Origin of the sequence: Embleya sp. NPDC005575 (genome assembly GCF_040605455.1) — a bacterium.
Lineage (GTDB): Bacteria > Actinomycetota > Actinomycetes > Streptomycetales > Streptomycetaceae > Embleya.
Genome location: NZ_JBEXCV010000146.1, coordinates 1 through 22,287 on the forward strand (window position 1 = coordinate 1; position 22,287 = coordinate 22,287).

Sequence of the window (22,287 nt, forward strand, 5' to 3'; positions counted from 1 at the left end):
GCGGCGATCTCCTGGTTGGTGCGACCCCTCGCGATGGCCCGGATCACCTCCGTCTCGCGGGCCGAGAGCGGCTGGGCGCGGTCGGATTCGAGTGCGGGCCCGGTCCGTGCCGACGCGCGGCCCGCGCTCGGGTTGCCTGCTGCCGGCTCGCCGACTACCAGCGGCGTTCGCGCCACTCGGTCAGGGCGGGGCGCTCGGCGCCCAGGGTCGTGTCGTTGCCGTGGCCCGGGTAGACCCAGGTCTCGTCCGGGAGCGGATCGAAGAGCTTGTGTTCGACGTCGTCGATCAGCCGATCGAACGCGGCCGGATCGCCGAAGGTGTTGCCCACCCCGCCGGGGAACAGGCAGTCTCCGGTGAACAGGTGCGGGTGACCCTTGGGGTCGTCGTACAGCAGCGCGATGCTGCCCTCGGTGTGGCCCACCAGGTGGATGGCCCGCAGTTCGATCGCGCCGAAGGCGATCGTGTCGCCGTCGTCCACGAGTACGTCGGTGGGCACCGGGACGGCCTCGGCGTCGGCGCGCCCGGCCACGGTGGTCGCGCCGGTGTGCGCGACCACCTCGGCGAGCGCCTGCCAGTGGTCCTGGTGTCGATGGGTGGTGATCACCTTCGCGAGGCCGCCGTCGCCCACCAGGGTGATCAGCGTGCTCGCGTCGTTGGCCGCGTCGATCAGCAACTGTTGATCGGTGGCGCGGCAGCGGAGCAGGTAGGCGTCATTGTCGTAGGGCCCGACGGCCACCTTGGTGATCATCAGATTGGCCAGCTCGCGCACAGCCGGGGCGCCGCCGACCTTCACGGATCCGTGATACGTCATACGGGCCATCCTCCCCGTCCGCGCCCCCTCTCGGCTACCGAGCGGCGGTGGCGGCGGCCACTTCCACCCGCTACATCCAAGCGGGCAGCGGTGGCAGGCGGCCGAACGGCTCGACGATCAGGCCGTCGCCGTTGGTCCGGCCGATCAGCCACGCGAGCAGCGACTGACGGCGACCGGAGACGACCGCGGCGGGAGCCACGCCCTCCGGGCCGATCAACTGCTCGCGGTGGGTGATGTCGTCGCGCAGCAGCAGCGGCGGGCAGTCCGGCCGGCCCCGGAAGGAGGCCGCGACCTCGTTCAGCTCGCGCTCGGTGTACTCGGTCGGCCAGTGCGCCGGCGTCCAGCCCGCGTCCAGGTCGACGTGGTGTATGTACAGCTCGCGCAGTCGCCTGCCCGGCAGCGTCGTGGCGGCGATCTCGCCCGCGTTGCGCGCGGTGACCTTGGCGCCCCACGCGGTCGGCGTCATCGCGGTGAACGCCTGGGCGAACCGGCCGGACGCGTCGTACAGGTCGGTGAGCTGCTCCTGCGCCGGCCGACCGGCGCCCTCCTCGATGGCCCGATCGCGGGCGTCCCCCGGCGGGTACATCGGCGTCGGGATCCCGGTGCGGGCCCAGTTCAGCAGGTTGGTCAGGGCGTCCGCGTTGCGCGCGAGGTGGGTCAGCACATGGCCCCTGGTCCACCCGGGCAACAACGACGGACCGGCCAGGTGCTCGGACGTCAGCCGTTCCGCGCTCGCCAATACCTGCGCGGTCGCGTCGTTGATCTCCGCGAGCAGTGCGGCGGGGTCGAACCCGTCCGTGGTCACGCATACCTCCCCCGGATCGCCCCCGCCGCCGTTGCGCGGGACGAGACGGGTCCCGGTGCGGCGAGGTCTTGGGGTTTCACCTTAGTGGCGTGCGCCGGCCCGAGTGCTCGGGCCGAAGCTTCACACGATCGAGTGAAGAGTGGCCGCAGGAAGTTTTGTTCGAATGAATGTGCGATAGCCTGGCGGTTCAAAGGGGAACAAAAACCTGCCCTTGGCTGCTTACGATGGCGCGAGGCACGGCTTCGATCGGCATCGTCCCGGTCAACACCGCCTCGATCCGCACTGTCGACGCGTACCGATCAGCTCGACACCATTCAGCCGCAGCGGCATGTCGTCGAAGGGTTTCGATTCTCAAGTGGCCGACCGTCTCATCGTCCGTGGCGCGCGCGAGCACAACCTCAAGGACGTCTCCCTCGACCTACCGCGCGACGCGCTCATCGTCTTTACCGGCCTGTCCGGCTCCGGCAAGTCCTCGCTCGCGTTCGACACGATCTTCGCGGAGGGACAGCGCCGCTACGTCGAGTCGCTGTCGTCCTACGCGCGCCAGTTCCTCGGGCAGATGGACAAGCCCGATGTCGACTTCATCGAGGGTCTGTCGCCCGCGGTCTCGATCGACCAGAAGTCGACGAACCGCAACCCGCGCTCCACGGTCGGCACGATCACCGAGGTCTACGACTACCTGCGCCTGCTCTACGCCCGGATCGGCCATCCGCACTGTCCGCAGTGCGCCCGCCCGATCGCCCGGCAGAGCCCGCAGCAGGTGGTCGACCGGGTGCTGGAACTGGAGGAGGGCACCCGCTTCCAGGTGCTCTCCCCGATCGTGCGCGAGCGCAAGGGCGAGTTCGTCGATCTGTTCGCCGAACTCCAGTCCAAGGGCTACAGCCGGGCCCGGGTGGACGGTGCGGTAATCCAGCTGACCGATCCGCCCAAGCTCAAGAAGCAGGAGAAGCACACCATCGAGGTGGTCATCGACCGCCTGACCGTCAAGTCCTCGGCCAAGCGCCGACTGACCGACTCGGTGGAGACCGCGCTCTCGCTCGGCTCCGGCATGGTCGTCCTGGACTTCGTCGACCTGCCCGAGGACGACGCCAACCGCGAGCGGATGTTCTCCGAGCACCTCTACTGCCCGTACGACGACCTGTCGTTCGAGGAGCTGGAACCGCGCTCGTTCTCCTTCAACTCGCCGTTCGGCGCGTGCCCCGACTGCACCGGCATCGGCACCCGGATGGAGGTCGACCCGGAGCTGGTGGTGCCCGACGGGCAGAAGTCGCTGGACGAGGGCGCGCTCGCACCGTGGTCGAGCGGACACGCCTCGGAATACTTCGGCCGGCTGGTCTCCGCGCTCGCGGACGAGATGGGCTTTCGTACCGACATCGCCTGGGACGGGCTGCCGCAGCGGGCCAGGAAGGCGCTGCTGAACGGCCACAAGACGCAGATCCACGTCAAGTACAAAAACCGCTACGGGCGCGAGCGCTCCTACTACACGTCCTTCGAAGGCGCGCTGCCCTACATCGTGCGCCGGCACTCCGAGGCCGAGACCGACACCAGTCGCGAGCGCTTCGAGGGCTACATGCGCGAGGTGCCGTGCCCCACGTGTCACGGCGCCCGGCTCAAGCCGATCGTGCTCGCGGTGACCATCGCGGACAAGTCGATCGCCGACGTCGCGTCGATGTCGATCAGTGACTGCGCCGAGTTCCTCGGCCGGATCAAGCTGGTGGCGCGGGAGAAGAAGATCGCCGAGCGGGTGCTCAAGGAGGTCAACGAGCGGCTGAAGTTCCTGGTCGACGTCGGCCTGGACTACCTCTCGCTCAGCCGCGCCGCAGGCACCCTGTCCGGCGGCGAGGCGCAGCGCATCCGGCTCGCCACCCAGATCGGCTCCGGCCTGGTCGGCGTGCTGTACGTGCTCGACGAGCCGTCCATCGGCCTGCACCAGCGGGACAACCACCGGCTCATCGAGACCCTGGTCCGACTGCGCGACATGGGCAACACGCTGATCGTGGTCGAGCACGACGAGGACACCATCCGGATCGCCGACTGGGTCGTGGACATCGGTCCCGGCGCGGGCGAGCACGGCGGCGAGGTGGTGCACTCGGGCAGCTACAAGGAACTGCTCAAGAACAAGCGCTCGGCGACCGGCGACTACCTCTCCGGCCGCAAGTCGATCGCCACCCCGACCGAGCGCCGGGTGCCGGACAAGAAGCGGCGCCTGGTCGTGCACGGCGCCCGGGAGAACAACCTCCAGGACGTCGGCGTGGCCTTCCCGCTCGGCGTGTTCACCGCGGTCACCGGCGTGTCCGGCTCGGGGAAGTCGACCCTGGTCAACGACATCCTGTACACGCACCTGGCCCGCGAGCTCAACGGCGCGCGCCTGGTGCCGGGCCGGCACACCCGGATCACCGGGACCGAGCTGGTGGACAAGGTCGTGCACGTGGACCAGGGCCCGATCGGGCGCACCCCGCGCTCGAACCCGGCCACCTACACCGGCGTGTTCGACCACGTGCGCAAGCTGTTCGCGGAGACCACCGAGGCCAAGGTGCGCGGCTACCTCCCGGGCCGGTTCTCGTTCAACGTCAAGGGTGGCCGCTGCGAGAACTGCTCGGGTGACGGCACCATCAAGATCGAGATGAACTTCCTGCCGGACGTCTACGTGCCGTGCGAGGTCTGCCACGGCGCGCGGTACAACCGGGAGACCCTCGAGGTGCACTTCAAGGGCAAGAACATCTCCGAGGTGCTCGACATGCCGATCGAGGAAGGCTTGGCCTTCTTCGAGGCGGTCCCCGCGATCGCCCGCCACCTGCGCACGCTCAACGACGTCGGCCTGGGCTACGTGCGGCTCGGCCAGCCCGCGACCACGCTGTCCGGCGGCGAGGCGCAGCGCGTCAAGCTCGCCTCCGAACTGCAGCGCCGCTCCACCGGCAGGACGGTCTACGTGCTCGACGAGCCGACCACGGGTCTGCACTTCGAGGACATCCGTCGGCTGCTCGGCGTGCTGACCAGCCTGGTCGACAAGGGCAACACGGTGATCGTGATCGAGCACAACCTCGACGTGATCAAGACCGCCGACTGGGTGGTCGACCTGGGCCCCGAGGGCGGCAGCGGCGGCGGTCTGGTCGTGGCGGAGGGCACTCCCGAGGAGGTCGCCGAGGTGGCGGGCAGCCACACCGGCAAATTCCTGCAGAGCGTGTTGTACGACCGGCGGTGACGTGAGCGGCACCAAGGCCGGGCCGGGTGCGAGGATTGACCGGCCTCACGGTGGCGTGGCCCGTCCGGGCCACGCCACCGGCGTCACCGTTCACAAGGAGATCCCGCATGACCCCGCAGCAGCAGCCCCGGCCCGAGACCGCCTGCGATGGTGCGGCCGACCACGGACCGGACCGGCGCACCCTGCTGCGAGGGGCCGCGGTGGTCGGCGCGGTCGGCGCCGCCGGACTCGGCCTGACCTCGTGCACCGCGGAGAACCAGCCCGCGTCGCCGCACGAGAAGAAGCTGCTCGACGGGCCGGTCACGGTGGGTCGCTCCGAGGACGTGAAGGTCGGCAAGGGCAAGGTCTACACCGACACCTCGATCGTGGTGACCCAGCCCGCCAAGGACGATTACAAGGCGTTCGACGCCCGTTGTCCGCACCAGGGGTGTCTGGTCACCAAGGTCGACCAGGGTGTCATCCAGTGCCAGTGCCACGGCAGCCAGTTCTCGATGAACGACGGTTCCGTCGTCCGCCGACCCGCGAAGCACGGTCTGACGCCGCTGCCGGTCACTGTGACGAACGGCGAGATCGTGGTGGGTTGACTGCAAAAATCTGTCGGAGCCAGCACATAGGGTGGAGAAATGGACCCGTCGTCGTACCGGCCCGCGCCCGGCCAGATCCCGACGTCGCCCGGTGTATACCGGTTCAGCGACGAGCACGGGCGCGTGGTCTACGTCGGCAAGGCGAAGAACCTGCGCGCCCGGCTCTCGTCCTACTTCCAGGACCTGGCCAACCTGCACCCGCGCACCCAGAGCATGGTCACCACCGCCTCGGCGGTGGACTGGACCGTGGTCGGCACCGAGGTCGAGGCGCTCCAGCTGGAGTACTCCTGGATCAAGGAGTTCGACCCGCGCTTCAACGTCAAATACCGCGACGACAAGAGCTACCCCTCACTCGCGGTGACGCTCGACGAGGAGTTCCCGCGCGCCCAGGTGATGCGTGGCCCGCACCGCAAGGGTGTGCGCTACTTCGGGCCCTACGGGCACGCGTGGGCCATCCGCGAGACGCTCGACCTGCTGTTGCGGGTGTTCCCGGTGCGCACGTGCTCGGCCGGCGTGTTCAAGAACGCCCGCCAGGTCGGCCGTCCGTGCCTGCTCGGCTACATCGGCAAGTGCGCGGCGCCGTGCACCGGCAAGATCTCCGCCGAGGACCACCACGCGCTCGCCGAGGACTTCTGCGAGTTCATGGCCGGCCGCACCGGGCCCTACATCAAGCGCGTCGAGCGGGAGATGAAGCAGGCCGCGCAGGCGATGGAGTACGAGAAGGCGGCCCGGCTGCGGGACGACATAACGGCGCTCACCCGGGCCCTGGAGAAGAACGCGATCGTCTTCGGCGACGGCACCGACGCGGATGTGATCGCGCTGGCCGAAGACGAACTCGAGGTCGCCGTCCAGATTTTCCACGTCCGCGGCGGCCGGGTGCGCGGTCAGCGCGGCTGGGTCACCGAGCGGGTCGAGGACGTGGACACCGCCGACCTGGTCGAACACTTCCTTCAGCAGCTCTACGGCGAGCAGCGCGGCGAGGCCGTGCCGCGCGAGGTGCTGGTGCCGGCGCTGCCCGCGGACACCGCGGCGCTGACCCAGTGGTTGTGCGAGCTGCGCGGCGCCAAGGTGGAACTGCGGGTGCCGCAGCGCGGCGACAAGAAGTCGCTCCAGGAGACCGTGCAGCGCAACGCCGCTCAGGCGCTGAACCTGCACAAGCTGCGCCGGGCCGGCGATCTGACCGCCCGTTCGCTCGCCCTCCAGCAACTGGCCGAGGCGCTGGAGATGGACACCGCGCCGCTGCGCATCGAGTGCTTCGACATCTCGCATCTGCAGGGCACCGAGGTGGTCGCCTCGATGGTGGTCTTCGAGGACGGCCTGCCGCGCAAGAGCGAGTACCGGCGGTTCGCGATCAAAACCTTCGAGGGTCAGGACGACCCGAGAGCGATGCACGAGGTGCTCACCCGGCGGTTCCGGCGCTACAAGTCCGACCTCGCGCGCGACGCGGCCGCCGATGCGGCCGCAGCCGGCGCCGATGAGGCGGACGGTGCGGAGAACACCGGTCCGATCGACCCGGAGACCGGCCGGCCCAAGCGCTTCGCCTACCCGCCGCAGCTGATCGTGGTCGACGGCGGTCAACCCCAGGTCGCCGCCGCCGTGCGGGCCCTGGAGGAGGCCGGCGTGGTCGACGTCACCGTGTGCGGGCTGGCCAAGCGGCTCGAAGAGGTGTGGGTGCCCGGCGAGGACGACCCGGTCGTGCTCCCGCGCAGCAGCGGCGAGGCGCTGCTGATGCTCCAGCGGATCCGAGACGAGGCGCACCGCTTCGCGATCACCTACCACCGGTCCAAGCGGTCCAAGGCGATGACGGCCAGTGCCCTCGACGACGTTCCCGGACTGGGCGCGACCCGCCGCAAGGCGGTACTCGCCCACTTCGGCTCGCTCAAGCGGCTGCGCGCTGCCGGCATCGAGCAGATCACCGAGGTACCCGGCATCGGCCGGGCCACCGCGGTGGCGATCGTGGCGGCGCTCGCCACGCGGGCGCCCTCGGCACCGGCGGTGAACACCGCGACGGGCGAGATCATCGAAGACGACGCCGTCGTTGTAGTCGATGGGGCCGTCGAAGCCGACGAGGCGGTCCCGGTTGTACCCCCGAGGCAGGAACCAGCAGGAGGAAGCGTTGAACTCGCCCAGCCGTAGGTGCGGCACGCACCGGGGGGACGCATGAGTACCGAGATCACGAGCACGGCGGTCGAGGGCACTCCGGAGTTGGTGATCATCTCCGGCATGTCCGGCGCCGGTCGCAGCACCGCCGCCAAGGGCATGGAGGACCTCGGCTGGTTCGTGGTGGACAACCTGCCGCCGTCGCTGATTCCCGCGATGGTCGACCTCGGCGCCCGGACCCAGGGGGCGGTCGCGCGGATAGCGGTCGTCGTCGACGTGCGCGGCCGGACCTTCTTCGACGACCTGCGCTCGGCGCTGAGCGAGTTGGACGCGGCCGGCGTGGTGCGTCGGATCGTCTTTCTGGAGGCATCCGACGACGTCCTGGTGCGGCGCTTCGAGGGCGTGCGCCGGCCGCACCCGCTCCAGGGCGACGGGCGCATCCCGGACGGCATCGCCCGCGAGCGCGAACTGCTGCGCGAGCTGCGCGGCGAGGCCGACCTGGTGATCGACACCTCCGACATCAACGTGCACCAGCTGCGCGCGAGGATGGACGATCGGTTCGCCGGCTCCGGCGAGCCGCAGCTGCGCGCCACGGTGATGTCCTTCGGCTTCAAGTACGGCCTCCCGGTGGACGCCGACCTGGTCGTCGACTGCCGCTTCCTGCCCAACCCGCACTGGATCCCGGAGCTTCGCCCGCACACCGGCATGGACGAGGCGGTCAGCCGGTACGTGTTCGACCAGCCCGGCGCCAAGGAGTTCCTGGACCGGTACGCCGAGCTGCTGCACATCGTCACCGAGGGCTACCGCCGTGAGGGCAAGCGCTATGTGACGCTCGCGGTGGGCTGTACCGGTGGCAAGCACCGCAGCGTGGCGATGGCCGAACGCCTGGCCCGCCGGCTCACCGAGGACGGCCTGGACACCGTGCTCGTGCACCGCGACATGGGCAGGGAATGAGCGGCCCCAAGGTGGTCGCCTTGGGTGGCGGACACGGGCTCGCGGCCTCGCTGGCGGCTCTGCGTCGGCTCACCGACGACCTGACGGCGATCGTCACGGTCGCCGACGACGGCGGCTCCAGCGGGCGGCTGCGCAAGGACCTGGGCGTGTTGCCGCCCGGCGATCTGCGGATGGCGCTGGCCGCGCTGTGCGGCGACGACGAGTGGGGGGTGACCTGGAGTCGGGTCATCCAGCACCGGTTCCGCCGCGAGGGCGAGCTGAACGGGCACGCGGTCGGCAATCTGCTTCTGGTCGGCCTGTGGGAACTGATGGACGACCCGATCGCGGCCCTGGACTGGATGGGTCGGCTGCTCGGTGCGCACGGGCGGGTGCTGCCGATGTCGGCGGTCCCGCTGGACATCGAGGCGGACGTGGCCGGGCACGACCCGGCCCGGCCGGACGAGATGTCCGTCGTACGCGGGCAGGCGCAGGTCGCGGTGACCCCGGGCGACGTGCGCGGGATCCGGCTGCTGCCGGGTGACCCGCCCGCCGTGCCGGAGGCGGTCGCGGCGGTTCGTGACGCCGATTGGGTGGTTGTCGGACCCGGGTCGTGGTTCACCTCGGTGCTGCCCCACCTGCTCGTTCCCGAGTTGGCGACGGCCCTGGTGGAGACCAAGGCCAGGCGGCTGCTCGCGCTGAACCTGGCCCCGCAGCCGGGCGAGACGGCGGGGTTCTCGCCGCAGCAGCACCTGGAGGTGCTGGCCGCCCACGCTCCCGGACTGACCTTTGACATCGTCCTCGGCGACCGCGACCGTGTGGAGGACGTACCGGGCCTGGAACAGGCCACGGCGGCGCTCGGTGGACACGTGCACCTGGCCCCCGTTTCGGCGGTCGACGGCACCGCGCGACACGACCCCGAACGGTTGGCCGCAGCCTACGGCCGGATCTTCGTCGATCGTGAAAGGATCGCTCCATGGCGATGACGGCAGCAGTGAAGGACGAGCTCAGCCGCCTCCCGGTCACCCGGTCGTGCTGTCGCAAGGCGGAGGTCTCCGCGCTCTTGCGCTTCGCGGGCGGACTGCACATCGTGGGCGGGCGAATCGTCATCGAGGCGGAATTGGACACGGCGATGGCCGCGCGCCGCCTGCGCAAGGACATCCTGGAGGTCTACGGGCACAGCTCGGACCTGGTGGTGGTGGCCCCCGGCGGATTGCGGCGCGGCAGCCGCTACGTGGTGCGGGTCGCCGTCGGCGGCGACCAGTTGGCCAGGCAGACCGGGTTGCTGGACGCCCGCGGGCGTCCGGTGCGGGGCCTGCCGCCGCAGGTCGTCTCCGGTGCGACGTGTGACGCGGAGGCCGCCTGGCGCGGCGCGTTCCTGGCACACGGCTCGCTCACCGAGCCCGGCCGCTCCTCGGCCATGGAGGTGACCTGCCCCGGTTCGGAGGCGGCCCTCGCGCTGGTCGGCGCGGCCCGCCGGCTCGGCCTCGCGGCCAAGTCGCGCGAGGTGCGCGGCGTGGACCGGGTCGTGGTTCGCGACGGCGACGCGATCGGCGCGCTGCTTACCCGGCTCGGCGCGCACGAGAGCGTGCTGGCCTGGGAGGAGCGGCGAATGCGCCGCGAGGTGCGGGCCACCGCGAATCGGCTGGCCAACTTCGACGACGCGAACCTGCGCCGCTCGGCCCGCGCGGCCGTGGCGGCGGGCGCGCGCGTGCAGCGGGCCCTGGAGATCCTCGGCGAGGAGGTCCCGGAGCACCTGGCCGCAGCCGGCAAGCTGCGGCTCGACCACAAGCAGGCGTCCCTGGAGGAGTTGGGCGGGTTGGCCGAGCCACCGCTGACCAAGGACGCGGTCGCGGGTCGGATCCGGCGGTTGCTCGCGATGGCCGACAAGCGTGCCGGCGAGCTGGGCATGCCCGGCACGGACGCCGGCCTGTCGGTGGACATACTCGTGTCCTGATCAGTTTCCGGAGCAGGTGTGCGCAGCCCGAAAACCATTCGAAGGCGTCGAACCGCGAGACATAGGGTCTCCGGGTCGGCGCCTTCGTCCGTTGTCGGGGGAAGGCCGCGCACGCGAGGAAGGAATGACCGCAGTGGACATTCGCACGATCTGCGAGGACGACATCATCCCCTGGACCGACGCCGTCGGCATCGGATTTCTCCGAGTCCCGGACGGCGCCAAGGAGACCCGGGAGAAGCGGATCGAGCACTGGCGCGAACGGGCCGACTTCGACCGGACACGCGGCGCCTTCGACGGCGGTCGCTGTGTCGGGACCTTCCGCAGCTTCGCCACCGGTCTGACCGTGCCCGGCGGGGCGATAGTGCCGGCATCGGCGATCACCAACGTCACCGTCTCGCCGACCCACCGCCGGCAGGGCCTGCTCACCGAGCTGATGGGCCTGGATCTGGCGGACGCCGCCGCGCGCGGTGAGTCGCTGGCCATCCTGATCGCCGCCGAGTACCGGATTTACGGCCGGTTCGGCTTCGGCGTGGCCACCGAGTACCAGAAGTTCACCCTGGACACGCTGCGCACCGACTTCGTGCCGGACGCGCCGGTCGAGCCCGGTGCCCGGATCGAGCTGGCCGGCCCCGAGGAGGTGGTCGAGCTGGGTCCGCCGCTGCACGAGGAGTTCCGCCGACTGCGGGCGGGGGCTATCGAGCGCAGCACGTTGTGGTGGCAGATGTACACCGGGGTGGTCCAGCCGCCGATGAGTCCGACCCCGCCGCGCTTCCATGCGGTGTATCGCGATCCGTCGGGCAAGGTCGCCGGGCTGGTGAGCTACCGCACCGACGACCACTGGGACGAGTTCGTACCCAAGGTCACGCTGACCGTGGACTCGCTGCTCGCGCTTACCCCGGCGGCCGAGATCGCGCTGTGGCGGTTCTGCGCGAACGTCGACTACGTCAATCAGGTCGAGGGCCCCGACCGCAGTCCCGACGAGTTGTTGCCGCTGCTCGTGCAGGATCCGCGGGCGATCACCACGCAATCGCGCCGCGACTTCGTGTGGGCGCGGATCCTGGACGTGCCCGCCGCGTTCTCGGCGCGTACCTACGGCGCGCGCGATCGGCTCGTGGTCGAGGTGCACGACGACCTGGGCTATGCGGCGGGACGGTTCGCGATCGACGGCGCCGCCGAGCAGGCGCGGTGCGTGCCGACCGGAGACCCCGCGGATCTGGCGCTGGACGTGTCGACGCTGGGTGCGCTCTACCTGGGCGCGGGCTCGCCGGTGCGGCTCGCGGTGGCAGGTCGGATCTCCGAGCGCACGCCCGGAGCGGCGGAGGGGGCCGAGGCGTTGTTGCGCACTGCACGCGAACCTTGGTGTCCCGACTGGTTCTGACCATTATGCGGAGTCTTTGCGCGTAGCATTGACCGAATATGACCGTGCGTCAGGTCTCGTTTATCACACGGTAGTTGCCGTAGCATGCGCAACACCCGGGCGCAGGGATCACGTTCCGTACCTTGAGGTCGTGGTTTCGCGCCGTCCCTATGCACGCCGAACCCACGACTGGGGGGTCGATGAGGCGTCATCGTTCCAGGGGCACCACCACACGAGTCCGTATCGGCACCACGGGAGTCGCGGCGCTCTCACTGGCGCTCGGTCTGTTGACCGCAGCGCCGGTGAGCACCGCGGCCCCCGCCGAGAATCCGGTCTCCTACCCCGAGGTGACCAGCGCACCGCCGGAAGCGAAACTGCCTCCGGCGGGCGACGCAGGTCCGCAGTCCTACACGATCACGGCCGACGCGGCACAGGTGAAGCAGATCTTCGACCTGGGCGTGGACCGACACGAGACACAGACCACCAAGGCCGCCGACGGCAAGGCCAAGCTGGAGGTGATCCTGAGCGACGCCCAGGCCGCCAAGCTGCGTGCCGCCGGCATCTCCGTGGAGGCGAAGTCCCAGGCGCAGAACCGATCGGCCGCGCCCGCAGCGGGTGTTTTCCGCAAGTACAGCGGCCCGAACGGCCTCGGCGCCGAGCTGGTCCAGCTCGCCAAGGACCACCCCGACATCGCCAAGACCGTCAGCATCGGCAAGACCGTGCTCGGGCAGGACATCCTCGCGGTCAAGGTGACCAAGAACGTCCGCACCAGCGCCGACGGATCCAAGCCCGGCGTGTTGTACATGTCCAACCAGCACGCCCGTGAGTGGATCACGCCGGAGATGACCCGCCGGCTCGTGCACCACTACGTGGAGGGCTACGGCAAGGACGACGAGGCCACCAAGCTGGTCTCGGACAACGAGCTGTGGTTCGTGATCTCGGCCAACCCCGACGGCTACGACTGGACCTTCCAGACCGGCCAGCGACTGTGGCGCAAAAACCTGCGCGACAACAACGGCGACGGGGTGATCACCGCCGGCGACGGCGTCGATCTCAACCGCAACTTCGACTACAAGTGGGGTTACGACAACGAGGGTTCCTCGCCCGACCCGCTGAACGAGACCTACCGGGGCACCGGGCCCTCCTCCGAACCGGAGACCCGGGCGATCGAGGGCTTCGCCAAGCACATCAAGGCGGAGTTCGTGGTCAACTACCACTCCGCCGCGCAACTGCTCCTGTACGGCGTCGGGTCGCAGGTGGCCACGCCGAGCCCCGACGATCAGATCATGATCGCGCTCGCGGGCGACGACGCGCACCCGGCCGTCGCGGACTACGACCCGGACCTGTCCGCCGAGCTGTACGTGACCAACGGCGACACCGACGGGCAGATGAACGAGGCGTACAAGACGCTGTCCTTCACCCCGGAGATGTCCACGTGTGCCACGGCTGCCGGCTACCTGCCGGACGACCCGTACACGGTGGACAACTGCGGCAGCATCTTCAGCTTCCCGAACGACGAGACGCTGGTTCAGATGGAGTACGCCAAGAACCAGGCGTTCGCGCTCTCGGTCGCCAAGTCGGCCAAGGACCCGGACGACCCGGTCTCCTCGGTCGGGCGCAAGGCCCCCGACCTGGTGGCCGACCGGTTCGAGCACTCCTACGCCGAGGACCACGACGACCAGACCGTCGCGGTGATCGCCAAGCGCTCGCTGACCAACCGCAAGGTCGACTACCGCGTCAACGGCGGCCCGACCAAGACCGCGGGCGTCAAGGAGTGGAAGGGCGGCAAGCGGTACGGCGAGCAGGGCTCGGACTACTACGCCGAATACCGGGGCGACATCAAGAACGTGCGCACCGGTGACCGGATCGAGGTGTGGTTCACCGGCGACAAGGCCGGCACCGGCAAGGTGGAGAGCGATCGCTTCACCTTCACGGTGGAGAGTGGCATCGCCGAGAAGACCGAGACGCTGGTCCTGGCCGACGAGGACTACAAGGGCGTCAACCCGACCTACCCGCCGAACACGGTCGGCCCCAAGTACGCCCAGCAGTACGTGGACGCGCTGGCGGCCAACGGCGTCAAGGCGGCCGTGTACGACGTGGACAAGCTCGGCGCACCGCACCACCTCGGCGTGCTCTCGCACTTCAAGGGTGTGTTCTGGTATCTCGGCGACAACCGACTGACCCAGGACGCGGCCCGGGAGAACACCGACTTCTTCGGTGAGCCGGTCCAGGACGCCCAGGTCACGCCCGTGGTCCAGGACGTGACCACCAACGTGCGCGACTTCCTCAACGAGGGCGGCAAGCTGGCCTACCTCGGCGAGACGGCGAGCTACTACGGTCCCCTGCGCAGCGCGGCGGGCGGCGGCATCTACTACGGCCTGAACGGGCACCCGGACCAGCCCTGCAAGGTCACCGCCGACGCGGCCGGCGACTGCCTGATCGTCTCGGACGACTTCAGCCAGTACTGGCTGGGCGCGTACGACCGGTCGGCGACCAACGGCGCCACCGGCGTGGTCGGTTCGGCCGCGCCGTTGCAGGGCATCGACAGGGCTCTGCCGGGCACGGCGTCCAACCCGCTGAACGAGGCGGGCGGGTTCCTGCCCACCAGTGCGATCCTGACGCCGGACAAGTTCCCGATGTTCGACAGCCGTTCGGTGGCGACCTACTCGGGCAACACGTCCGGGCCGTACTCGCCGGCCGAGGGCTCGTGGTACATCAACGGCCTGCACTCGGACAACGCGTACAAGCGACTGACCCGCACGATCGACCTCACCGGGGTGTCGGCGGCGGACGCGGCGAAGCTCACCGCGCAGTTCTCGTACGACACCGAGCGCGAGTGGGACCACGCGATCGTGGAGGCCCACACGGTCGGCGCCGACGACTGGACGACGCTGCCCGACCTCAACGGCGGGAGCAGCACCAAGCCGCCCACGTCCTGTGAGGGTGGCGACTTCGTCCGGACCCACACGCAGTTGCGGCACTACCTGACGGTAACCACCCCGAAGTGCCTGAGCACCGGCACCACCGGCGCGTGGAACTCCTTCACCGGCAACTCGGGTGGTTGGAAGCCGGTCGCGTTCGACCTGTCCGCGTACGCGGGCAAGAAGATCGAGGTCTCGTTCTCGTACGTGAGCGACTCGAACACCGGTGGCACCGGCCTGTTCGTGGACGACACCAAGGTCACCACCACCGCGGGCGTCGTGGACGCCGAGGGCTTCGAGACCGGTCTGGGCCCGTGGGTCCTGGCCGGCCCGCCGCCCGGTGACCTCGCGCTCGTCGGCTTCACCCGCAGCCAGGCCGCGTTCGGTTCGTCGGTGATCGCCACCGACGACACCATGCTCTTCGGCTTCGGCCTGGAGCAGTTGGCCACCGCGGACGACCGCAAGGTGGTCGTCGACCGGATCCTGCGGGAGCTGTACAAGTAGGCGCGCACGATCGTGATGCGCTGATCGGGTAAAACCGATAGCCAAACACCGGCCCCCGGCGGAGACTCCTCCGTCGGGGGCCATTAACGTCTCTGCGCACACGCGAGTTCCCGCGTGTGCGAGTTTTTATTCGGGGGGAATCACCTTGAGCAACAACGCGCCCGGCCCCTGGGGGTCGCCGCCGAGCCAACCCGGCCCGGGCCAGTGGGGGCAACAACAGCCGGGTCCGCCCGGGCCGTTCGGGTCCGGGCAGTACGGCGGCCCGCCGCAGCCGCCGCGCCGTACCGGCAGCCCGGGCCTGGCCATCGCGGCCGGGGTGGTGGCGATGCTGGTCGGCGCCGGTGTGTACGGCGCGGTCGTCAAGGCGCTGGAGGTCCAGAGCACCTACTTCGGGCTCGGCATCGCGGCGCTGATCGCACTCGCGATGGGCAAGATCGGCGGTGCCAACCCGGCGCTGCCGGTGATCGCGGTGCCGCTTGCGCTGCTCGGTGTCCTACTCGGGCAGCTCACGGCGATCGTGCTGTTCAACGCCGATACCAGTGGCCTCTCGGCGATGGACCTCGTGTCGGACTACACGAGCGAGATCTGGGACACGTGGAAGGACAACGTGGGCTTCGTCGACACCCTGGTCTTCGTCTTCGCGGGTGTCGCGGCCTTCGGCATCACCAAGTCCGTCGGCGAGAAGTAGCTCCGCCCGAGATCGCCCGCCGCTCCGCTTTTCCGATCATCCGTCCCGCCCTGGGCATCTTGTGCAGCAAGCCTGCGTGAAGGTGCCCGGGGCGTCACGGTAGGGTCGGACATGGCCGGGGATATCGCAGATTCCACTGACCATCTCCTCGGCCATTCACCATCAGGGCATTCGGCGTTCGACAGAGGAGATCGGTTCGTGACGATCCGGGTAGGCATCAACGGATTCGGCCGTATCGGCCGCAACTTCTTCCGCGCGGCGCTGGCCTCGGGCGCGGACTTCGAGATCGTCGGGGTCAACGACCTCACGAACATCGCGACCCTGGCCCACCTGCTGAAGTACGACAGCATCCTCGGCCGGATCGGCCAGGAGGTCACCTACACCGACGACGCGATCACCGTCGGCGACAAGACCTTCAAGGTCATCGCCGAGCGCGACCCGGCCGCGCTGCCCTGGGGCGAGCTGGGCGCGGACATCGTGATCGAGTCCACCGGCATCTTCACGGACGCCGAGAAGGCCAAGAAGCACATCGAGGCCGGCGCGAAGAAGGTCATCATCTCGGCTCCGGCCAAGAATGAGGACGTCACGATCGTGATGGGCGTCAACCACGAGAAGTACGACGCCGCCGCGCACACGATCATCTCGAACGCCTCCTGCACGACCAACTGCGTCGCGCCGATGGCCAAGGTTCTCCTGGAGAACTTCGGCCTGGTCAAGGGCATGATGACCACGGTCCACGCGTACACGAACGACCAGGTCATCCTGGACTTCCCGCACTCGGACCTGCGCCGCGCGCGGGCCGCCGCGACCAACATCATCCCGACCTCGACGGGTGCCGCCAAGGCCACCGCCCTGGTCATCCCCGAGCTCAAGGGCAAGCTGGACGGCATCGCCATGCGCGTCCCGGTCCCCACCGGCTCGGTCACCGACCTGGTCGTCGAGCTGGAGCGCGAGGTGACCCGCGACGAGGTCAACGCCGCCTTCCAGAAGGCCGCCGAGGGCTCGCTCAAGGGCTACCTGACCTACACCGAGGACCCGATCGTCTCCTCGGACATCGTCACCGACCCGTCCTCGTGCACCTTCGACTCGGGCCTGACCATGGCCCAGGGCAAGCAGGTCAAGGTCGTCGGCTGGTACGACAACGAGTGGGGCTACAGCAACCGTCTGGTCGACCTGGTCGGCTACATCGGTGGTCAGCTCTGACGGTGCGGCACACGCACCGATGACGCTTGACGATGCGGGCCCGGGTGACACGTCGTCACCCGGGCCCGTTTCTGCAACCCCCATCCGTTTCCTCCAGCCAAGGACGAATCGAACTTGAAGACCATCGACGACATCGACGTATCCGGAAAGCGCGTCCTGGTGCGCGCCGACCTCAACGTCCCGCTCGACGGCGGACGCATCACCGACGACGGCCGGATCCGGGCGAGCGTGCCGACCATCAGAGCCCTGGTCGCCCGCGGCGCCAAGGTGATCGTGTGCTCGCACCTGGGCCGGCCCAAGGGCGCTCCCGAGCCGCAGTTCTCGCTCGCGCCGGTCGCCGCGCGTCTGGGCGAACTGCTGGGCGCCGACGTGGCGTTCGCGACCGACACGGTCGGCGAGAGCGCGCGGGCCACGGTCGGCAAGCTCACCGACGGCCAAGTCGCGCTGCTGGAGAACCTGCGCTTCAACCCGGGCGAGACGGCCAAGGACGACGCCGAGCGCGGCGCGTTCGCGGACCGCCTCGCCGAGCTCGCCCAGGTGTATGTGGGCGACGGCTTCGGCGCGGTGCACCGCAAGCACGCCTCGGTGTACGACGTGCCGGCCCGGCTGCCGCACGCGGTCGGCGGCCTGATCGCCACCGAGCTGGACGTGCTCAAGCGGCTCACCGAGGACGTGCAGCGCCCCTACGCGGTGATCCTGGGCGGGTCGAAGGTGTCCGACAAGCTCGGCGTCATCGACAGCCTGCTCGACAAGGCGGACCGGATCCTGGTCGGCGGCGGCATGGTGTTCACCTTCCTGGCCGCACAGGGCCACGAGGTGGGCAAGTCGCTGCTGGAGAAGGACCAGCTCGACCGGGTCCGCGAGTATCTGTCCCGTGCCCAGGCGCGCGGCGTGGAGTTCGTACTGCCCGTCGACGTGATCGCGGCCACCGCGTTCGCCGCCGACGCGGACCACGCGGTGGTCTCCACCGACGCGATCCCGGCCGACCGACTCGGCCTGGACATCGGCCCGGCGTCCGGCGAACTGTTCGCGGACAAGCTCGCCGACGCCCAGACGGTCTTCTGGAACGGCCCGATGGGCGTGTTCGAGATGGAGCCCTACAGCCACGGCACCCGCGCGGTGGCGCAGGGTCTGATCGACTCCGACGCGTTCACCGTGGTCGGCGGCGGCGACTCGGCCGCGGCGGTGCGCACCCTCGGCTTCGACGAGAACGCCTTCGGTCACATCTCGACCGGCGGCGGCGCGAGCCTGGAGTACCTCGAAGGCAAGTCCCTGCCCGGTCTCGAAGCCCTGGAGGGCTGATCCCGATGTCTGCGCTCAACAACGGCACCGGCCGCATCCCGCTGATGGCGGGCAACTGGAAGATGAACCTCAACCACCTCGAGGCCATCTCCCTGGTGCAAAAGCTCGCGTTCACCCTGAACGACAAGGACTTCGACCGGGTCGAGGTCGCGGTGCTGCCGCCGTTCACCGATCTGCGCTCGGTGCAGACCATGGTCGACGCGGACAAGCTCCGTTTCACCTACGGCGCGCAGGACATCTCGGAGCACGCGAGCGGCGCCTACACCGGTGAGATCTCCGGGTCCATGCTCGCCAAGCTCAAGTGCACGTACGCGCTGGTCGGCCACTCCGAGCGGCGGCAGTACCACGCCGAGGACGACACCGTGGTGAACGCGAAGGCGCACGCCGCCTACCGCAGCGGCCTGGTGCCGATCGTGTGCGTCGGCGAGGGCCTGGACGTGCGCAAGGCGGGCGGCCACGTGGCCCACACGCTCGCGCAGGTCGAGGGTGCGCTCAAGGGCATCACGGCCGAGCAGGCCGAGTCCGTGGTGATCGCCTACGAGCCGGTCTGGGCGATCGGCACCGGCGAGGTGGCCACGCCGGAGAACGCACAGGAGGTGTGCTCGGCGATCCGGGCCAAGCTCGCCGAGCTGTACACGCCGGAACTCGCGGACCGGGTAAGGGTGTTGTACGGCGGTTCGATGAAGGCCGGCAACGCGGCCGGGCTGATGGCGCAGCCGGACGTGGACGGCGGCCTGGTCGGCGGCGCCTGCCTGGTCGCCGAGGAGTTCGCACAGGTCGTCCGCTACCACGAGAAGAAGGCCGGCTGACGGTCACGGCCGTCCGGTCGGGACATGCGAAGGGCCCGGAGCGGCATTCCGCTCCGGGCCCTTCGCATGCCCGGGACAGGCCATGGATGGGGGCCCGCCGGCCGGAATCGTTCGTTCCTCATAAACCCGTCGCAACTATTTCCATTCCGCTTGCCGCTCCCATAACGGGTGACTGACCATAAGTCATCGCCAAGTGGCCGGTAGTCACCCCTTCCGGGTGGTTTTGTCGGCCGACGCCAGGGGGGCCGGGTGTCATTTCCAGACATGTCCAGAATCGGGGATACCGGGGCCACGCGGTATCTGTGCACGGGTGCGGAGATCGACGAGCGGTTCGCCGCCCGGGTGATCGAGGAACTGTGGGAGAACGCGCACCGGGATCGGGCGCCGTCCTACGGGTACAACGAACAGGCGGTTCTGGAGCATGCGTTGGCCGCGCGGCGGCGGCGCATCCTGCGCGACGTGATCGCACTCCTGGTGCCGGCGGTGATGTTCTTGATCGGCTTCGGCTTCGCGCCCGGGCTGTTCTGGCTGGCGATCGTGGTCTTCGTCGGGCTGTTCACGGTGCGCGCCGGGGTCGCCGGCGGAGGCGGCGTGCGCGACTTCCGGACCCGGGTGGCGGCGCAGGTGTCCTGGGTGGCGGCGCTGCTGTTCGGGCTGATGTTGTACGTGGGGGGCGGGGAGGGCGGTTTCCCGGCGGGCGACACCCTGGCGGTGACCGTACTGCCGACCTACGCGATCGTGGTGTTCGTGGTGTGGATCGAGCGCATGCAGCAGCGGTCCACCGTGGTCTCGGATCTGGGACCGGGACGGACTTGGGTGCCGACCCGGCCGCCGGCCGACGGGACGGGTGACGCCGGACCCGGGGGTTTGCAGGGTGCGTTGGCGCAGGTGTTGCCGCCGCGGCCGACGCATGCGCCGGTCGTGCCGGAGGCGCCGTTCGCGCCCGCCGCGCCACCGATTCCGTCCACGGTGCGCTACAGCGGCTACCTGCCGTTCGTCGGCGCCGGCGAACTGGTGGAGAGCTGGACCTTCCCGGTCGAGCTGCGCGGGGCCGAGCCGTCCGTGCTGGACGCGTCGCGCGACGGCAAGCAGCCGAAGAAGGGGTTCACCCCGTTCACGGTCGACGAACTCACCAGCGCGATCTGCGCGTCGTTCGAGGACCTGGCCCGGTCCGAGGAGGGCCGGCATCGTTTGTCCGGGCTGAGCGTGCAGATGCACGAGTTCAGCAGTGGGGTGACCGGTGGTCCGGTGCCGCCGCCGGCCGAGGCCACCCGGCGCTACCTGTGCGTGCGGGTGGGCACGTGGTCGCAGGAGGTGGTGGTGTCGGTGCTGATCCGCTTCACGATGGACGGCCGACTGCTGTACACCGAACTGCACGAGCTGGTGCTGCCGCCGATCCGACCCGACTTCCACGTGGCCGACGAATGGCTGCACACCGCGGATGCGGCGACGCTGTGGGCCGCACTGGGCCGCTCGCTGGTGGAGGCCCCGGCGTTGATGATCTCCGCGACCGGTCGGTTGATGCGGGTGTGGGCCTCGTGGTGGCGCAGGGCGGGCAATCTGCGGGCGGCGCAGGAGCGTGCCGGGCGCAATCTGCCGGTGGACCGCGGGGCCCGCGCCTCGGTGCGCGAGCTCGGCGCGTCGGCGAACTACGCCACGTTCTTCCAGAACTCGGACGCGGAGAAGTACCTCAAGCTGATCGAGCGCAAGTTCACCGTCTTCGTGCTGGACTTCCTCCAGCGCCGGAACGTGGACGTGACCGAGTATCGCCAACGCAACGAGCTGGTCCTGAACAACGGGATCATCCAACACGTCTCCGGTGACCTGAACAACAGCGGCGCGATCGTCGCCGGCCGGGGCATCCAGGCGTCCGTACGAGGTTCCGGCGGAGCCGGATCGGGCGCACGATCGACAGCGGGAGGTACCACATGAACACCGCCGCATCGAACACCGCCGCATCGAACGCCGACGAACCGGACGAGAGCGAGCCGCGCGGGAACGACGGGATCAGCCTGTCGGGTGGCCCGGTGACCAACACCGGCGCGATCGTCGCGGGTGGCGACAACAGGGTCACCGTGCGCCGCACGGGAGCGGCCCGGGCCGCCCGCGGCGCCGCCCCCGGGCATCCGCTGACCAGCACGGGCGCGCTGGTCGGTGGCAGCGGCCACGAGGTGGACGTCGAGGACACCGGGGACATCGAGCCGGCCGACGCGGAGCCGCTCGGCGAACCGGGCGAGGGCTCTCGCGGGCAGACACCGGAGGGGGAGCGGCCCGAGCCGGCTGGGCCGTAATAGTATGATCCGCCGGATTAGCCGAAGGGCCGTACGGCTCCCACTCGCGGGGCGCGGCAGCGTACTCTGTCCGATGGCCGGGAATCCCCGGCCCCCGTGTTCCGCCAGAAGGAGTTGGGCCCGGCCGTGGTCACCGGTTTCTCGATCGCCCTGATCGTCTTCAGCCTGCTCATGGTGCTGTTGGTGCTGCTGCACAAGGGCAAGGGCGGCGGCCTGTCCGACCTGTTCGGCGGCGGCATGTCCTCCTCGCTCGGCGGTTCGTCCGTCGTCGAGAAGAACCTCGACCGCATGACCATCATCGTCGGCGTGTGCTGGTTCGTGACGATTGTCGTACTCGGTCTGCTGCTCAAGAACACGTACTGACAGCGCCGGTTCGGCTGATGTTTCCACCCGCGCGGTGGCCTTTCTGACGGACTGTCGGAAAAGGCCCACCGCTCGGTTCAACCTTGCGCGAGGCGCACGTACACTGGACGCCAAGCCGCGCAACGGGGGCGCGACCTCAAGGACCAAGGGGAGTTTTTACCGTGGCAAGTGGCAACGCCATCCGTGGGAGTCGGGTCGGCGCCGGCCCGATGGGGGAGGCAGAGCGCGGCGAAGCAGCCCCACGTCTCCGTATTTCTTTCTGGTGCGCGAACAAGCACGAGACGCAGCCGAGCTTCGCGACCGACGCTCAGGTCCCCGAGACGTGGGACTGCCCCCGCTGCGGCCTGCCCGCCGGGCAGGACCAGCACAACCAGCAGCCGTTCCAGACCGGCCCGGTCCATCCGGCGCCGCACACCCCGCCGAACGTGGATCCGAACCCGGACCACACGTCCAACCCGGC

Annotated in this window: 18 protein-coding genes; 16 read left to right on the forward strand and 2 right to left on the reverse strand. The window is 69.6% G+C overall.

The annotated features are described in order from the left end of the window. Positions 1-154 precede the first annotated feature (154 nt). On the reverse strand, positions 155-811 hold the full coding sequence (locus ABZS54_RS33805; RefSeq protein ID WP_355544931.1) for an MBL fold metallo-hydrolase: 657 nt from the start codon (positions 809-811) through the stop codon (positions 155-157). A 70-nt stretch (positions 812-881) separates the two neighbouring features. Continuing rightward, positions 882-1,616, reverse strand: coding sequence for a maleylpyruvate isomerase family mycothiol-dependent enzyme (locus ABZS54_RS33810; RefSeq protein ID WP_355544934.1), 735 nt, complete (start codon positions 1,614-1,616; stop codon positions 882-884). Positions 1,617-1,971: 355 nt separating this feature from the next. Here ABZS54_RS33810 and uvrA point away from each other — a divergent pair, with 355 nt between their 5' ends. The 16 genes from uvrA to ABZS54_RS33890 form a co-directional block, all read left to right on the forward strand. Continuing rightward, the gene (gene uvrA / locus ABZS54_RS33815) at positions 1,972-4,818 is read left to right on the forward strand and encodes an excinuclease ABC subunit UvrA (RefSeq protein ID WP_355544937.1); all 2,847 of its coding nucleotides are present in this window, start codon (positions 1,972-1,974) and stop codon (positions 4,816-4,818) included. A gap of 107 nt (positions 4,819-4,925) precedes the next feature. Next, positions 4,926-5,402: a Rieske (2Fe-2S) protein gene (locus ABZS54_RS33820; protein ID WP_355544940.1), complete on the forward strand. Its 477-nt coding sequence runs from the start codon at positions 4,926-4,928 to the stop codon at positions 5,400-5,402. A 39-nt stretch (positions 5,403-5,441) separates the two neighbouring features. Further along, positions 5,442-7,538 carry an excinuclease ABC subunit UvrC gene (uvrC, locus tag ABZS54_RS33825; protein ID WP_355544943.1) on the forward strand — a complete coding sequence of 699 codons (2,097 nt, stop codon included), beginning with the start codon at positions 5,442-5,444 and terminating at the stop codon, positions 7,536-7,538. 24 nt (positions 7,539-7,562) lie between these two features. Next, positions 7,563-8,456: an RNase adapter RapZ gene (gene rapZ, locus ABZS54_RS33830; RefSeq protein ID WP_355544946.1), complete on the forward strand. Its 894-nt coding sequence runs from the start codon at positions 7,563-7,565 to the stop codon at positions 8,454-8,456. Further along, complete coding sequence (gene yvcK, locus ABZS54_RS33835; protein ID WP_355544949.1) at positions 8,453-9,418, forward strand: uridine diphosphate-N-acetylglucosamine-binding protein YvcK; 966 nt, start codon at positions 8,453-8,455, stop codon at positions 9,416-9,418. The genes rapZ and yvcK overlap by 4 nt, the downstream gene beginning before the upstream one ends. Next, a complete protein-coding gene (gene whiA, locus ABZS54_RS33840; protein ID WP_355544952.1) occupies positions 9,409-10,389 on the forward strand; it encodes a DNA-binding protein WhiA in 981 nt (326 codons plus the stop codon). Before yvcK ends, whiA begins: the two co-directional genes overlap by 10 nt. 124 nt (positions 10,390-10,513) lie before the next feature. Continuing rightward, entirely contained in the window at positions 10,514-11,767 is a 1,254-nt protein-coding gene (locus tag ABZS54_RS33845; protein WP_355544955.1) for a GNAT family N-acetyltransferase, read from the forward strand. 281 nt (positions 11,768-12,048) lie between these two features. Beyond that, a complete protein-coding gene (locus tag ABZS54_RS33850; RefSeq protein ID WP_355544958.1) occupies positions 12,049-15,171 on the forward strand; it encodes a M14 family zinc carboxypeptidase in 3,123 nt (1,040 codons plus the stop codon). A 145-nt stretch (positions 15,172-15,316) separates the two neighbouring features. Further along, entirely contained in the window at positions 15,317-15,859 is a 543-nt protein-coding gene (locus ABZS54_RS33855; RefSeq protein ID WP_355544961.1) for a hypothetical protein, read from the forward strand. A gap of 198 nt (positions 15,860-16,057) precedes the next feature. Continuing rightward, entirely contained in the window at positions 16,058-17,062 is a 1,005-nt protein-coding gene (gap, locus tag ABZS54_RS33860; protein WP_020553576.1) for a type I glyceraldehyde-3-phosphate dehydrogenase, read from the forward strand. Positions 17,063-17,176: 114 nt separating this feature from the next. Continuing rightward, positions 17,177-18,364 (forward strand): phosphoglycerate kinase, encoded by a 1,188-nt coding sequence (locus ABZS54_RS33865; protein ID WP_355544965.1) that lies wholly within the window; start codon positions 17,177-17,179, stop codon positions 18,362-18,364. Between the two features lie 5 nt (positions 18,365-18,369). Further along, a complete protein-coding gene (gene tpiA, locus ABZS54_RS33870) occupies positions 18,370-19,173 on the forward strand; it encodes a triose-phosphate isomerase (RefSeq protein WP_355544967.1) in 804 nt (267 codons plus the stop codon). Positions 19,174-19,437: 264 nt separating this feature from the next. Next, positions 19,438-21,105 carry a hypothetical protein gene (locus ABZS54_RS33875; protein WP_355544970.1) on the forward strand — a complete coding sequence of 556 codons (1,668 nt, stop codon included), beginning with the start codon at positions 19,438-19,440 and terminating at the stop codon, positions 21,103-21,105. Further along, positions 21,102-21,464: a hypothetical protein gene (locus ABZS54_RS33880; RefSeq protein ID WP_355544973.1), complete on the forward strand. Its 363-nt coding sequence runs from the start codon at positions 21,102-21,104 to the stop codon at positions 21,462-21,464. Before ABZS54_RS33875 ends, ABZS54_RS33880 begins: the two co-directional genes overlap by 4 nt. Positions 21,465-21,590: 126 nt before the next feature. Continuing rightward, positions 21,591-21,827: a preprotein translocase subunit SecG gene (gene secG, locus ABZS54_RS33885; protein WP_026218871.1), complete on the forward strand. Its 237-nt coding sequence runs from the start codon at positions 21,591-21,593 to the stop codon at positions 21,825-21,827. 209 nt (positions 21,828-22,036) lie between these two features. Beyond that, on the forward strand, positions 22,037-22,287 hold a 251-nt coding region (locus ABZS54_RS33890), incomplete at its 3' end, for an RNA polymerase-binding protein RbpA (protein ID WP_355544976.1).